Genomic DNA, 13729 nt, shown 5'->3' on the forward strand with positions numbered 1-13729 from the left:
CGGTCATCCGGGTCGTCGTGGACGTGAGCGACCAGCTCTCGTCCCGCCTGACGGACAGCCTGAAGCTGCCCTCACCGTCCGCCACGAGCGCCGCGACCGAGGCCCTGTTCGCCGACCTGGACCGCCAGGACGTCGAGGCCCTGGAGACCTACCTCGACTCCCCCGACTTCGCGACCGTCGTGGCCCAGAAGCGCGTCGGCAACATGATGGGCAAGGCCTCCAAGGAACAACTCCACGAAGGCCTCCGCCTGGCCGGCATGTCCGACCACCCCCTGGACCGGGTCACGGGCCTCCTGCACGACGCCATGGTCGCCGCCTGCCAGGAGGTGGAGGGCCACTACCGCGCCGTGGGCACCAAGACCGACCGCGCCGACATCTACAACGCCGCCACCACCAACACGGTCATGCTCCGGCGCCTCAAGTCGTCCGCACGCATCCACGTCTTCGCGGCCCGCATGCGCGAACAGGTGGCCGCCCTGCACAGCCGAATCCGCATGCCGCACATCGGCGTGAGCCGCGCGGTCCGCTACGACCAGCTCTACGTAGACCCGACGCTGACGTCGAAGTTCACCATCCGCCTCGGCTCCCCCGGCCACCGCGTGCTGGTGCAAGGCGATCCCGGCGCCGGCAAGTCCACGCTGGCAACGAAGTTCGCCTACGACATCGCCACCGACGGCACCAAGCGCGTGCCGTTCCTGCTGGTGCTGCGCCAGTTCGCCGACTCGTTCGCCGAGGGAGGCCACGACCTCCTGCACTACCTGGAAAAGCTGTGCCAGGAGCCGTACAACGTGAAGCCACCGCGTGACGGCGTCGAATACCTGCTGCGCACCGGCCGCGCAGTCGTGATCCTCGACGGCCTGGACGAGATCGTGCAGATCGAACTACGCCGCCGAGTCGTGTCGTTGGTAGAAGGCTTCGCGCACCTGTATCCGCTGGTGCCGATCCTGGTGACCGCCCGGAAGGTCGGCTACGAAGACGCTGCCTTGAACGACGAGATGTTTGCGGCCAGCCAGATCGCGGAGTTCGACGACGATCAGGTGTCGGACTACGTCGCGCGCTGGTTCAGTCTCGACGACGCCACGTCACCGGTCGAGCGGGAACGGCTGATCACCTCGTTTCTCGAGGACAGCAAGCAGATCAGCGAGTTGCGCAGCAATGCACTGCTGCTGACGTTGTTGTGCGCCATGTACTCCAGCGATCGATACCTGCCGCACAACCTCGCTGAGGTGTACGAGCGGTGTGCGTTGATGTTGTTCGAGCAGTGGGACTCGAAGCGCGGGATCGAGCTGCCGATCAAGTTCCACGGGCGTTTGCGCGGCGCGGTGCAGCACCTGGCGTGGAAGATGTTCAGCGCGACCGAGTCAGGCAAGGCCCAGAAACGCGCCAGGGTCATCCGCCACCTCACGGAGTACCTCGACCGCAAGCTCGACGACCACGACGTGTCGGTGGCGGCCGCGGAGGAGTTCCTCGCGTACTGCACCGGGCGGGCCTGGATCCTCACCGACGTCGGCGCGAACGAGTTCGGCTTCACCCACCGCACGTTCCTCGAGTACTTCGCCGCCGAGCACCTTGTGCGTACCCATCGCACGGCTGAAGCAGTCTGGGCCGTGCTCAAGCCGACCGTCGACCAGTGGGACGTGGTGGCCCAGATCGTGTTGCAGTTGTTCGAACGCAACTTCGAGGGCGGCGCCGACGAACTGCTGGAAGAAGCACTCCACAACGGCGGGCTGAGGTTCGCCACCCGCGCACTGCACCACGTGGCTCCCAGCGACCGGGTGGTCCGGTCGATCACCGTCGAGGCACTGGAGGAGTTCGTCCGAGTTCCGTTTGCAGCCCGTACTCGCGGCTACGACCCACCGACGGATATCTCGATCAAGAACTGCGTGGCCGATTTGTCTCCGATGAACAGGGAAGCGGTCCAGCGAACGGTGACCGAGCACGTCGGGCGCCTGCTCTCAGAAGGTGAAGCCGGTGCAACACTGATGATCGATACCGTGCTCGCCAAGCACTGGCCGACTGTCTATCAGGACCTGCGTGAGCGCTACCGCCACGAAATTCGGGAGCTCCGGAAGTCAACGCCTTGGGCGTTGTGGATGCTCGACGATCCGGAACTCCTCGATTTCGCGCTCCGCAGTATGGGTGCCAGGATCTTCTATACAAGATGCGCTGCCGCCGGTTTCATGTACTACAGCGCCGCCAGCGAGATCATCGAGGTGGCTGAAGCGGACTCGATCGCCATCACGATGACCGTCCTGCCGACACCCTGGACCGGAGCGGAACCGTTCGGGTTGGAGGACTGGCAGTCCGTCCGACCCTCCAGCGTCCTTGAGCTAATGCTGACCTTGCCCTGTTTGGAGCTCACAGGGGAAAAGTCACTTCCAGAAGGCTGGGACGACGGATATGAGATTCCGGAGCAGGTGCGTGCTTTTCTCCACAGGTGGGAGTGCGGTGAGATCAGCGTGCTAGCACCAGACCCAGAGCAGCCGCAGCCACTCCCAGAACAACGCTGACGAGGGCGTTCAGGAAGGCTGAGCGGTACTTCTCGGCTTCCAGAAGTTTCACCGTTTCGTAGCTGAAGGTCGAGTACGTGGTCAGGCCGCCGCAGAAGCCGATGCCCAGCAACGGCATCCAGGACGTGCCGATGACGAACCCGATCAGCAGGCACCCGACGACGTTCACGGTCAGCGTGCCGAACGGGAAGTCGCGGGAGTGGCGCGACTGCGCCAACCCGTCAAGCAGGTACCGGCAAGGCGCCCCAAGCGCAGCACCGAGGAACACCGCCAGCACGATCATCGCCGAGTCACCCGCAACCCGAGAAACGCCGACCCCACAGCACAAACCGGTGTGGCCAGCAGGGCCCACGACCAGGCAGCGGCGTAAGACGAGAAGGTCGTGAAGCCGCCCAGCACCCCGACCCCGAAGAAGGCGCGCACCAGAGGCCGAGGCACCGTCCCCATCAGCACGCCGATCAGGAACGACCCCAGCACGTTGATCAGAAACAGCCCCCAGGCCCCCGGCACGACCAAGGACAACCCGTAGCGGGCCACCCCGCCGAGCCCGCCGCCCAGCGAGACCAAGGACAGAAACGCCAGGGAGCGGTCAGGTGGTGGGTTCGGCAAGGTGCTCCACCAGGTGGTCGAGAGCCTTCAGGGCGCGCACCACGTCCTCGCGTTCGGAGGCCTCCAGCTTGGCCAGGGCCGAGCCGATTCGCTTCTCGTGTTCGCGCTGCCAGACGAGCAGTTGTTCGTGTCCACGAGGTGAGACGGATAGCCGCGCTACCCGTCTGTCCTTGGGGTCTCCGCCGCGTACGACGAGGCCCGAGTCGATCAGTTGGGAGACGAGGCCGGACACGGTGTTGGGGGCCAGCCTCAGCGCGGCGGCGAGGTCGCCGACCTTCATCGGCGGGCGTTCCGCGAGGGTCTGCAGCAGTTCTACCTGCGCCATCGGCAGGGATTCCCACGGCCAGTCGGCCCGGATGCTCGTCCGCAGCGCCCGGCGCAGGCGAGTGACGACGTCGGTGAGCGTGCGGGCTTCGTCTGACATGCGGAAATCTTACTGAACGTCGAACAATAGCTCTGGGTCAGATATAATCTGCTTACGATGAACTGGTTCGTCACGGAGTCGCCCAGGCCGGCGTGGATCGCGCGCCGGTCGTACGCACCTTGGCTGGTCATCGCGACGGTCTGCTTCGGCGCTTTCATGGGGCAGCTGGACGCCTCGATCGTCACGCTGGCGTTCCCCGCGATGAGTGCTCACTTCGGTGCCGATCCGGAGTGGATCTCGCTCAGCTACCTGATCACGCTCGTCGCTCTGCTCGTCCCAATGGGCAGGATCGCGGACCGGATCGGGCGCAAGATCGTCTACATCTACGGGTTCGCGTTGTTCACCGCGGCGTCGGTGGCGTGCGTGTACGCGCCGGGTTTCGACGCGTTGATCGCCGCCCGGATCGCGCAGGCGGTCGGGGCGGCGATGTTGCAGGCGAACAGCGTCGCGCTGGTGACCACGGCGGTGGCGCCGGAGAAGCGGCGCAAGGCGCTCGGGGTGCAGGCCGCGGCGCAGGCCACCGGGCTCGCGGCCGGGCCGTTGCTCGGCGGGTTCCTCACCGAGCACTACGGGTGGCAGGCGGTCTTCGCGATCAACGTGCCGATCGGGGTCGTCGCCATGGTCGCTGGTCACTACCTGCTCCCCCGCACGAAGACCGCGCGGGACAAGGGAAAGCCGAGCTGGCGAGTGCTGCCGGGGCTCATCGGCGTGCTGCTCACGTACGCGGCGTTGTTCGCGCCCATGACGTTGCTGCCGTTCACCATGAAACAACCCTTGGCACATATAGGACTCACGGTCGCGGCACTGCCCCTGGGGTTCGCTATCGCGGCGACCCTGCTGTCCAGGCCGGGCATCTGGACCGGCGCGATCATCACGGCGACAGCCCTCGTTCTGCCTGTGCCACAACCACTTCAGCTCATCGTGGCAGGCATCGGGCTCGGGATCATCGCGCCGGCCTGCACGAAGATGGTCATGAGCGCGTTGCCCGAAGGGTCGGCCGGGGTCGGGAGCGGGCTCGTGAACGTCGCACGCGGGCTCGGCACGGCACTGGGCGTAGCGGTGGCCACCCTGCTGATTCACACTTTCCAGTGACATAAGGCATTTCACTAGCCCGAAAGGGCACAAGCCCTGCCGGACGCACGTCGTGTCTCAGTAGCCTGGCCGCATGGCTGAACAGGTGAGCTGGGTTCCCGAAGGCGTGGACACGGGCAAGCCGAGTGCCGCACGCCTCTACGACTACCTGCTCGGTGGCGGGCACAACTTCGCGGCCGATCGGGCACTCGCCGAGAAGTTCCTGAAGGCGCAGCCCAACGGCCGCGCGATCGCCCGGCTGAACAGGGCGTTCCTGCGCCGGTCGGTGCTGTTCATGATCGACGAGGGCATCCGGCAGTTCCTCGACCTCGGCTCCGGCATCCCCACGGTCGGCAACGTGCACGAGATCGCGCAGAAGGCCGACCCCGAGTCGCAGGTCGTGTACGTGGACTTCGAGGAGGTCGCCGTCGCGCACAGCCAGCTCATCCTGGAGCAGGACCCGCGGGCGGCGATCATCCAGGAGGACATGACCAGGCCGGACGCGGTGCTGCACGCGGCGCGCGAGAGCGGCCTGATCGACTTCACGCGGCCCGTCGGCGTTCTGACGGCCGGTGTCTTCCACTTCGTGCCGCCCGAGGCCGGCCCGGAAGCCATAGTCGCCGCCTATCGCGACGCGGTGCCTGCGGGCAGCTACCTCGCCGTCTCCCAGTTCACCCAGGACCTCCAGCCGGAGGAGATGGCCGGGATCGTCGAGGTCATGAAGCAGAGCCAGAACCCCATGTACCCGCGCACGAAGAGCGAGATCGCGGCGCTTTTCGCCGGGTTCGACCTCGTGGAGCCGGGCATCGTGCCGACGCCGTTGTGGCGGCCGGAGGGCACCAACACCGACGATCCGGGCAAGGCAGGCATTTACGCTGCTGTGGGACGCAAGCGGTAGCGCCTGTCGTTGTTGGCCGTTCGGCGCCGAATCCGTACTCTCTGTGCGCAGGATGGAACTTCCGGAGCTCGCCGCCCGCTGGATGCACGCGCTGACGCCTACCGCGTACATCCCGCTGTCCCGCGCCGAAATCGAGCGCGCGCTGCTCGACTCGTTGCGGGAGCTGCCGGGGTCGCCCAAGTCGGTCGGCAAGCGCTTGGTGTCACTGCACGCAACCGGCCCCGACTCGTTGAGCGCCACGATCGAGGTTCTTTCGTCCACGTTCGAACTACCCGTGCTGGCCCGGTTGAGCTCCGCGTACGCGCAGGCCATGCGGATGGACGCGTTCGACCAGCAGGAGCAGATCAAGGTCGCGATCGTGCGGGCCAAACAGCGGGTCGAACGCACGCTCAAGGTCAGCGAGGCGCGGTTCCAGGAGGTGTTCGACTCCGCCGCGCTGGGCATCGCGATCACCGACCTCACCGGCCGCTGCGTCGAGGCGAACGACACGCTGGCCGAGATCGTGGGACTCGAATCGGGCGCGGAGGTCGTCGACCACGACCTGAAGGAGTTCTACCGGCCGGAGGACCTGAAGCCGCTCGGCGCCTCCTACCGCAACCTCAGCGAGGGGCGCCTCGACCGGTTCCGCGACCAGCGCCAGCTGATCCGCGCGGACGGCGAACCGGTGTGGGTGCACCTCGTGGTCTCCGTGCTGCGCGACGCGGACGGCAGGCCCACGCACCACGTGACGATGGTCGAGGACATCAGCGAGCTGCACCTGCTGCAACGCAGCCTCGACCACCAGCTGCTGCACGACTCGCTCACGGGCCTGTCGAACCGCCAGCACTTCGTCTCCCAGGTCGAACGGCAGCTCGACGGCGGCCCGATCACCCTCTACCACCTGGGGCTGGACGCGTTCTCGGTCGTCAACAACGGCCTCGGCCAGGACACCGGCGACAAGCTCCTCAAGATCGTCGCGAGCCGGCTGGGCAAGCTCGCGGCCGAGAAGAACGCCGTGCTGGCGCGGCTCGGCGGCGACGAGTTCGGGTTCCTCACCGCGAACGACAACGTCACCTCGACGATCGAGGAGATCCAGGACGTCCTCGCCGAGCCGACCTTTGTGGACGATCACGGCATCGCGCTGTCGGCGAGCGTCGGCGTGGTGGACCGGCCGCCGTCGTTCGCGACCGCCGCCGAGCTCATGCGGTGCGCCAACGCCGCGCTGCGCCAGGCGAAGGCCCGCGGCAAACGGCAGTGGGCACTGCACGACCCGCACGACGACGCGCGCCGCCGCGGCAAGTACGCGCTGGCCGCGTCGATGCCGGGCGCGTGGGAGCACGGCGAGATCGAGATCGTCTACGCGCCCGTCCACGACCTGGAGACCCGCGAGGTGCTCGGTGCCGTCGCCCGGCTGCACTGGGACGACCTGAGCCACAACGACCTCGTGGAGCTCGCCGACTCGACGGGCCTGTCGCTGCCGATCGGCCGCTGGCTGCTGCGCGAGGCGTGCGCGCAGGCCGCCGAGTGGGCCGAGGAGTTCGGGGACGGCGCCCCGACGCTGCACATCGCGCTGGGCGCCCTGCAGTCCCGCGACGAGGACCTGGTCGCCGACGTCAAACGCGCGTTGGACGAGACAGGCCTGCCGCCGGAACGGCTGCGGATCGCGCTGGACATCTCGTCGGTGCTCGCGGGCGACGACAACGCCGTGGTGCTGCACGACAGCGGCATCGTGACGGCGCTCGACGGGTTCCGCGGCGGCCACGACGAACTGGCCGTGCTGACCGAGGTGCCGGTCCGTTCCGTGATCACGAGAGCCCCCGCGCCCGCGCCGGACTCCCCGCTGCACCAGGCGATGCGCGCGTTGATCGCGACCGTGCACGGTCTCGGCGTGCGGTTCGGCGTCGACGAGGTGCACACCCTCGCCGACGCCGAGCACTGGCGTCAGGCGGGCGCGGACGGCGTGATCGGACTGCTGCCCGCGCTGACCGCCGCCGAGGTCACCGACCTGCTCAGAGCTGCTTCACAGCCGCCAGAAGCTTCGTGAGCGAGTCCTTCGCGTCCCCGAACAACAACGTCGTCTTGGGGTTGTAGAGCAGCTCGTTGTCGACGCCCGCGAACCCCGGCCGCATCGACCGCTTCATGAACACCACGGACTTCGCGCGGTCGACGTCGAAGATCGGCATGCCGTAGATCGGGCTGGCCGGCTCGTCGCGCGCCCCCGGATTCACCACGTCGTTCGCCCCGACCACCACCGCCACGTCGACGGACGTGATCCCGGGGTTGACGTCGTCGAGCTCCTTGAGCTGCTCGTACGGCACGTCCGCCTCGGCCAGCAGCACGTTCATGTGCCCCGGCATCCGCCCCGCCACCGGGTGGATCCCGTACGACACCGCGACTCCACGCCGTTCGAGCTGCGACACCAGCTCCCGCACCGCGTGCTGGGCCTGCGCCACCGCCAGCCCGTACCCCGGCACCACGACGACGTTGTTCGCATACCCCAGCAGGATCGCGACGTCCTCGACCGTCCCGGACTTGACCGTCCGCTGCTCCTCCTCGTGCGCCGTCACGGTCGTCGCCTTGAACGCACCGAAGAGGATGTTCGCGAGCGACCGCCCCATCGCCTGGGCCATGAGCCGGGTCAGGATCGTGCCGGACGCGCCGACCAGCGTGCCCGCCACGATCAGCAACGTGTTGGCCAGCACGTACCCGGACGCCGCCACCGCGAGCCCGGTGAACGCGTTGAGCAACGAGATCGCGATCGGCACGTCCGCGCCGCCCACCGGCAGCACGAACAACGCGCCGAGCGCCAGCCCGACCGCCGCCAGCAACCACAGCAGGAACCCGTTCGGCACCGCCATCGTCAAGGCGCACAAGGCAACCGACGACGCGGCGGCCGCGATCGCCAGCTGCTGCCCGGCCGGCAACAGCACGGGCCTCGTCGTCATCAGCTCTTGCAGCTTCAGGAACGTGACCACCGAACCGGAGAAGCTGACCGAGCCGATCAGCACCGTCAGCACGGTCGCGAGCCGGAACATCACGGTCGTGTCCGGCACCGCGAAGAACTCGGCCAGCGCGACCAGAGCCGCCGCCGCGCCGCCGACCCCGTTGAACAGGGCCACCATCTGCGGGATCGCGGTCATCTTCACCGAGCGGGCGGCCGGGATGCCCACGGCCACACCGAGTGCGACGGCGATGAGGATCCACAGTCCGTTGTGGACGACGCCGTGCACGTAGGCGGTGACGACGGCGACCAGCATGCCGAACGCGCCGATGAAGTTGCCGTAGCGCGCGTACTTGGGCGAGCTCAGGCCTTTCAGCGCCAGGATGAAGCAGAGCGACGCGACGAGGTACATCAGCCCGACGATGGTCATCTGAAGTCCTCCAAGGAAAACTGCCCGTTTGGGGCCGCACGGCATCCGCTAGGTTCAGAACCGTGAGCAGCGAGGTGAAGCGGGGTTTCAAATACCGCTTCTATCCGACCGAGGCGCAGGCAGCAGAACTGCTGCGCACGTTCGGCTGTGTCCGCAAGGTCTACAACCTGGCCCTGCGTGCCCGCACCGAAGCGTGGACCGAGGGCCAGGGCGCGCTCGACTACAAAGCCTCGTCGGCGCTGCTGACGGCTTGGAAGCGCACCGAAGAGTTCGCATACCTCAACGAGGTGTCGTGTGTCCCGCTGCAACAGACGCTGCGGCATCTGCAAGCGGCGTTCTCCCACTTCTGGGCGAAGCGCGCGCGATACCCGCGTTTCAAGTCCAGGAAGAGGTCGAGGTCCAGCGCCGCGTACACCCGCTCGGCGTTCCGCTGGCGTGACGGTGCGTTGACGCTCGCCAAGATGTCCGAGCCTCTGAACGTCCGCTGGTCCCGGCCGTTGCCCGCCGGTGTGGCGCCGTCCTCGGTGACCGTCTCGCTGGACGCGGCCGGCCGTTGGTTCGTGTCCTTGCTGTGCGAGGACCCTCACGTGCCGACGCTTCCCACCACCGGCTCCGAGGTGGGGATCGACATGGGCCTGAACCACCTGCTGACGCTCTCGACCGGGGAGAAGGCTCGCCTCGTGGTCGGGCGCGTCCACGCTCGGATCGCTGACCGGCGAGCCGATCATCTGCACAAGGTCACCACTCGACTCGTGCGTGAGAACCAAACGCTTGTGATCGAGGACCTGAACGTGGCCTCCATGGTCCGCAACCACCGTCTCGCCCGGTCCATCAGTGACGCGAGCTGGCGGCAGTTCCGGGAGATGCTGGAGTACAAGGCTGCTTGGTACGGGCGGAAGGTGATCGTGCTCGATCGCTGGTTCCCGTCGTCCAAGCTGTGTTCTGCCTGCGGCACGCCGGCAAAGACCATGCCGTTGCAGATCCGCGTGTGGACCTGTGACTGCGGAACGTCCCATGATCGAGACGTGAACGCAGCGCGCAACATCCTGGCCGCCGGGCTGGCGGCGACAGTCTGTGGAGCCGGTGCAAGACCTCAACGGAAACACTCCGGGCGGGCGATCGGCGACGAAGCAGATATCCCCTTGCTGACAAGGGGAAAGGTCAATTTTTGAACATCTCCAGCATCCGGTCCGTCACCACGAACCCGCCCACGACGTTGACCGTGGCCAGGAACACCGCCAGCACACCGAGAACGAGCTCGAGCGTGCTCTCGGCGGACCCCGTGATCAGGATCGCGCCCACCAGGATCACGCCGTGGATGGCGTTCGCACCGGACATCAGGGGCGTGTGCAGGATCGTGGACACCTTCGAGACCACCTCGAAGCCCACGAACACGGCCAGCACGAAGATCGTCAGCAGGTCGATCACGGCAACTCCTTGCGGATCTGGCCGTCGTGGGTGAGGCAGCAGCCGTCGAGCACCTCGTCGCCCAGGTCCGGCGCCACGACCCCGTCCGCGGTCATCAGCTTGAGCAGGTTCAGCACGTTGCGCGAGTACAACTTGCTCGCGTGCACCGGCATGGACGACGGCAGGTTCATGGCGCCGTGCACGAGCACGTCGCCGACCCAGATCTCCGAACCCGCGACGGATCCCGCGTAGTTGCCGCCGGACTCCGCCGCCAGGTCGACCACGACCGAGCCCGGCGTCATCGCCTTGAGCATGTCGGTGGTGACCAGGACGGGTGCCTTTCGGCCCGGGATGGCCGCCGTGGTGATCACGACGTCGGACGCGGCGACGTGGTTGCCGATGAGTTCTCGCTGGCGTTCCAGGAACTCCTCGGACTGCACGGAGGCGTAGACGCCGGACTGGGTCTCCAGGTCCAGTTCGAGGAACTTGGCGCCGAGGCTGCGGACCTCCTCGCCCGCGGCCTTGCGGACGTCGTAGGCCTCGACGACGGCGCCCAGGCGACGAGCCGTGGCGATGGCCTGCAGGCCCGCCACTCCGGCGCCCAGGACCAGCACTTTCGCCGGTGGGACGGTGCCGGCGGCGGTGGTGAACATCGGGAGGAAGCGCGGCAGGCGTTCGGCCGCCACCAGGACGGCTCGGTAGCCGGCCACCAGGGCCTGGGAGGACAGGGCGTCCGCGCTCTGGGCACGGGTCACGCGGGGCAGCAGGTCGAAGCTGAACGACGTGACCCGGCGGTCTCGGTAGACCTCCAGGAGCTCGCGTTCGAGGCCTGGCTGCAGGAAGCTCACGGTGATGGCGCCCGGCTTCAGCAACGAGGCCTGGGCGATGGTCAACGGCTGCACGGACACGACGACATCGGATTCCGACGTCGGGTCCTCGGGCGTCACGTGCGCCCCGGCCGCTCGGTAAGCGGCGTCGGGGGCGTGGGCGTGACGCCCTGCGCCTTCTTGTACGTGCACGGTCAGTCCAGCGTCGACCAGCGACGACACCGTTTCCGGTACGCAGGCGACTCGGCGCTCGGCGGGCCGCGACTCTGCGGGGGTTCCCACTTTCACCGTACGCACGTTACGCGATCAAAGGTGACCTGGGCCACATCTACAGTTGCCAGAGCACCGCACCGGCGAGGGTCAGGCACCCTGCCAGCCCAATCGCGGGTACGAGCCGCTTACCGAGCGTCCACGCGCTGGCGTTGGCGATCGCGTAGTAGAGCAGCACGCAGAACGAGCTGAACACGATCGCACGCGTGACATCGACCGTGAGTACCAACGCCACGGCAACGAGCCCGGTCGCGATTTCCGCCCAACGGAGATCGGCCAGGAACGACGGCAACCGGCGGTCACGCGCCATCGCCAACGCGGTCCGGCTGACCCCGAGTTGCAACGAGAGCAACGAACCCAAGGCAGCGAGGCAGGCGGCCACGCGAATGAGAGGCGCCAGAGAAGGCGATACGTCGGCAAGCGTCGACACGGCCAGACGGCTGCCCAACGCGTTCAACGCGACCAAAGCCACCGCCGAATACACGACCAGAGTGATCGCAAGGGCAACGACCACTGCACGAGGGATCGTGCGCGCGGGGTCCCGAACCTCCTCCCCCAGAGTCGCAATGCGCGCGTACCCGGCGAACGCGAAGAAGAGCAGCGCGGCGGCGGGAAGGATTCCTGACGGCAGGAACTCCGCCGGCTGCACGGCCTCACGAGCCGTGAACGACACAACAACAAGCACGAGCAGGACAACAACAACGATGACGCGAGTGACCAGCGCGGACTTCTGCACGCCGGTCAGGTTCAGCACGGTCAACGCCACGATCGCCGCCACCGCAACGGTTTTCGGCGCACCGGCGTACACCCCGACCGTCAACGCCATCGCGGCGCACGACGCGGTCTTACCGAGCACGAACGCCCATCCGGCCAGATCGCCCCACACGCGCCCAAGGCGTTCACGGCCGTAGACGTACGTACCGCCGGACTGCGGATAACGGGCTGCGAGCCACGCGCTCGACAACGCGTTGCAGGCAGCGACCACACCGGCGATCACCAAGCTCACCAGCAACGCCGACCCGGCCGCGGCGGCGGCCGGGGCGAACACCGCGAACACCCCGGCGCCGATCATGGAACCGAGCCCGACGAACACGGCGTCGGTGAGCGAGAGACTGCGGGTCAGCTGCACATCTCAGTGTGCGACAGGACATCCCGAGGGCTTCGCGGCGGGGAAGAAGTTCGGCAGCAGTTCATCCGAGTCGTAATACCGGTGGTAGACCGGGGTGAGCCCGCCCGACACGGGTGGCACGATCCACGACCAGTCCGCGGGACACGAACGTCCGGCCGCCTCCTCCTTCTCCAGGTGCGTCAGGAACCGCTTCGACTCCGTGTGGTGGTCCGTGATCGTGACCCCGGCCTCCGCGAACGAGTGCAGGACGGCGCGGTTGAGCTCCACCAGGGCTCGATCGCGCCACAACGTCGCCTCCGACGACATGTCCAGGCCCATTCGCTTGGCGAGGTACGGCAGCAGGTCGTAGCGGTCCGAGTCGGCGAGGTTGCGGGCGCCGATCTCGGTGCCCATGTACCAGCCGTTGAACGGCGCCGACGGGTAGTCGATGCCGCCGATGCGCAGGCGCATGTTGCTGATCGCGGGCACGGCGTGCCACTTCACGCCGAGAGCGCCGAGCCACGGGAAGTCGGGGTGCGCCAGCTTGACTTCCAGCACGTCGTCGGCGGCGATCTCGACGAGCGCGGGCTCCTGGCCCTCGCAGGTCACCATCAACGGCAGGACGTCGAACGGGCCGCGCGTGGCCGGTGGCTTCCAGCCGCGCTTCACCGCGAGGTCGGTCAGCGCGAGGTTGCGGCCGTCGCCGAGCACCCCGCCGTCGGACCCGCGGTAGGCCGCGTAGCGGATGATCTGCTCGTTGACGATCAACGGCGCGTGCGTGCCGGGCTCGGCGGGGGCGAAGATCGTGATGACCGGACGGATCTTGCCCTTGTTCGTCGCCACCCGCAGGTGTTCGACGCACTCCTTCGCCACGTCGGCGGGGGCGGACACCTCCCGCTGGTCGCGCACTTTCAAGCTCCGCCAGTACAAACGCCCGATGCAGCGGGAGCTGTTGCGCCACGCCACGCGCGCGCCGAACGTCAGTTCTTCGGTGGTGTGCCGGTAGGTGCCGGTCGCGGCGATCTCCGCGTGCACCTCGGCCAGCCTGGCTTCGACCGGACCGAGTTCCGGGTGCTCCTCGTGGTGCTGCCGGACGAAGTCCTCAGCCTCGGCGATGTCGATCTCGCCGGTGTTCTCGACCTGCGCCGGGGGAAGCGCCGTGAGGGAACGGGGCATCACATCAGTCGGGACGGGGGTCATGGCGAGGCACCGTAGTTGCGCTTTCGTGTAGGAGGAACCGCCTGTCGCGCTACGC

Annotated in this window: 13 protein-coding genes; 5 read left to right on the forward strand and 8 right to left on the reverse strand. The window is 67.6% G+C overall.

Annotated elements, in window-relative coordinates; all coding sequences use genetic code 11:
• Nucleotides 1-179: 179 nt before the first annotated feature.
• The gene (locus ACQEU1_RS17075; RefSeq protein WP_433202122.1) at nt 180-2510 is read left to right on the forward strand and encodes an NACHT domain-containing protein; all 2331 of its coding nucleotides are present in this window, start codon (nt 180-182) and stop codon (nt 2508-2510) included.
• Here the strand turns inward: ACQEU1_RS17075 and crcB are convergent.
• From crcB to ACQEU1_RS17090, 3 genes are read right to left on the reverse strand one after another with little or no spacing between them, the layout of a single operon-like run.
• Complete coding sequence (gene crcB, locus ACQEU1_RS17080) at nt 2455-2793, reverse strand: fluoride efflux transporter CrcB (RefSeq protein WP_433202125.1); 339 nt, start codon at nt 2791-2793, stop codon at nt 2455-2457. The genes ACQEU1_RS17075 and crcB overlap by 56 nt on opposite strands.
• The gene (locus tag ACQEU1_RS17085) at nt 2790-3077 is read right to left on the reverse strand and encodes a fluoride efflux transporter FluC (protein ID WP_433202128.1); all 288 of its coding nucleotides are present in this window, start codon (nt 3075-3077) and stop codon (nt 2790-2792) included. Before ACQEU1_RS17085 ends, crcB begins: the two co-directional genes overlap by 4 nt.
• A 22-nt stretch (nt 3078-3099) precedes the next feature.
• Nucleotides 3100-3543: a MarR family winged helix-turn-helix transcriptional regulator gene (locus tag ACQEU1_RS17090; protein ID WP_433202132.1), complete on the reverse strand. Its 444-nt coding sequence runs from the start codon at nt 3541-3543 to the stop codon at nt 3100-3102.
• 57 nt (nt 3544-3600) lie between these two features.
• On the opposite strand from ACQEU1_RS17090, the gene ACQEU1_RS17095 reads away from it, so the two are divergent.
• The 3 genes from ACQEU1_RS17095 (at nt 3601) to ACQEU1_RS17105 (ending at nt 7535) form a co-directional block, all read left to right on the forward strand.
• Nucleotides 3601-4635, forward strand: a complete 1035-nt coding sequence (locus ACQEU1_RS17095; RefSeq protein ID WP_433202135.1) for an MFS transporter — start codon at nt 3601-3603, stop codon at nt 4633-4635.
• 73 nt (nt 4636-4708) lie between these two features.
• The gene (locus ACQEU1_RS17100; RefSeq protein WP_433202138.1) at nt 4709-5512 is read left to right on the forward strand and encodes an SAM-dependent methyltransferase; all 804 of its coding nucleotides are present in this window, start codon (nt 4709-4711) and stop codon (nt 5510-5512) included.
• A 52-nt stretch (nt 5513-5564) separates the two neighbouring features.
• Nucleotides 5565-7535, forward strand: coding sequence for a diguanylate cyclase domain-containing protein (locus ACQEU1_RS17105; protein WP_433202141.1), 1971 nt, complete (start codon nt 5565-5567; stop codon nt 7533-7535).
• On the opposite strand, the gene ACQEU1_RS17110 is transcribed toward ACQEU1_RS17105, so the two are convergent.
• Nucleotides 7501-8862 carry an NAD(P)(+) transhydrogenase (Re/Si-specific) subunit beta gene (locus ACQEU1_RS17110; RefSeq protein ID WP_433202144.1) on the reverse strand — a complete coding sequence of 454 codons (1362 nt, stop codon included), beginning with the start codon at nt 8860-8862 and terminating at the stop codon, nt 7501-7503. The two genes, ACQEU1_RS17105 and ACQEU1_RS17110, sit on opposite strands and share 35 nt — an antisense overlap.
• A gap of 62 nt (nt 8863-8924) precedes the next feature.
• On the opposite strand from ACQEU1_RS17110, the gene ACQEU1_RS17115 reads away from it, so the two are divergent.
• Nucleotides 8925-10034 carry an RNA-guided endonuclease InsQ/TnpB family protein gene (locus ACQEU1_RS17115; RefSeq protein WP_433202147.1) on the forward strand — a complete coding sequence of 370 codons (1110 nt, stop codon included), beginning with the start codon at nt 8925-8927 and terminating at the stop codon, nt 10032-10034.
• Here the strand turns inward: ACQEU1_RS17115 and ACQEU1_RS17120 are convergent.
• From ACQEU1_RS17120 to ACQEU1_RS17135, 4 genes are read right to left on the reverse strand one after another with little or no spacing between them, the layout of a single operon-like run.
• A complete protein-coding gene (locus ACQEU1_RS17120; RefSeq protein WP_285645206.1) occupies nt 10024-10290 on the reverse strand; it encodes an NAD(P) transhydrogenase subunit alpha in 267 nt (88 codons plus the stop codon). The two genes, ACQEU1_RS17115 and ACQEU1_RS17120, sit on opposite strands and share 11 nt — an antisense overlap.
• A complete protein-coding gene (locus tag ACQEU1_RS17125) occupies nt 10287-11384 on the reverse strand; it encodes an NAD(P) transhydrogenase subunit alpha (protein WP_433202150.1) in 1098 nt (365 codons plus the stop codon). The genes ACQEU1_RS17120 and ACQEU1_RS17125 overlap by 4 nt, the downstream gene beginning before the upstream one ends.
• A 40-nt stretch (nt 11385-11424) precedes the next feature.
• Nucleotides 11425-12489: an APC family permease gene (locus ACQEU1_RS17130; RefSeq protein WP_433211546.1), complete on the reverse strand. Its 1065-nt coding sequence runs from the start codon at nt 12487-12489 to the stop codon at nt 11425-11427.
• Nucleotides 12490-12498: 9 nt separating this feature from the next.
• Nucleotides 12499-13674 (reverse strand): nitric oxide synthase oxygenase, encoded by a 1176-nt coding sequence (locus ACQEU1_RS17135; protein ID WP_433202153.1) that lies wholly within the window; start codon nt 13672-13674, stop codon nt 12499-12501.
• Nucleotides 13675-13729: the final 55 nt, after the last annotated feature.

The organism is Lentzea sp. CA-135723, from assembly GCF_050936595.1.
GTDB lineage: Bacteria > Actinomycetota > Actinomycetes > Mycobacteriales > Pseudonocardiaceae > Lentzea.

Coding starts and splice junctions, on each gene's coding strand:
- crcB (WP_433202125.1), bottom strand. CDS start 2,793: ATGATCGTGCTGGCGGTGTTCCTCGGTGCTGCGCTTGGGGCGCCTTGC.
- ACQEU1_RS17090 (WP_433202132.1), bottom strand. CDS start 3,543: ATGTCAGACGAAGCCCGCACGCTCACCGACGTCGTCACTCGCCTGCGC.
- ACQEU1_RS17095 (WP_433202135.1), top strand. CDS start 3,601: ATGAACTGGTTCGTCACGGAGTCGCCCAGGCCGGCGTGGATCGCGCGC.
- ACQEU1_RS17100 (WP_433202138.1), top strand. CDS start 4,709: ATGGCTGAACAGGTGAGCTGGGTTCCCGAAGGCGTGGACACGGGCAAG.
- ACQEU1_RS17105 (WP_433202141.1), top strand. CDS start 5,565: ATGGAACTTCCGGAGCTCGCCGCCCGCTGGATGCACGCGCTGACGCCT.
- ACQEU1_RS17110 (WP_433202144.1), bottom strand. CDS start 8,862: ATGACCATCGTCGGGCTGATGTACCTCGTCGCGTCGCTCTGCTTCATC.
- ACQEU1_RS17135 (WP_433202153.1), bottom strand. CDS start 13,674: ATGACCCCCGTCCCGACTGATGTGATGCCCCGTTCCCTCACGGCGCTT.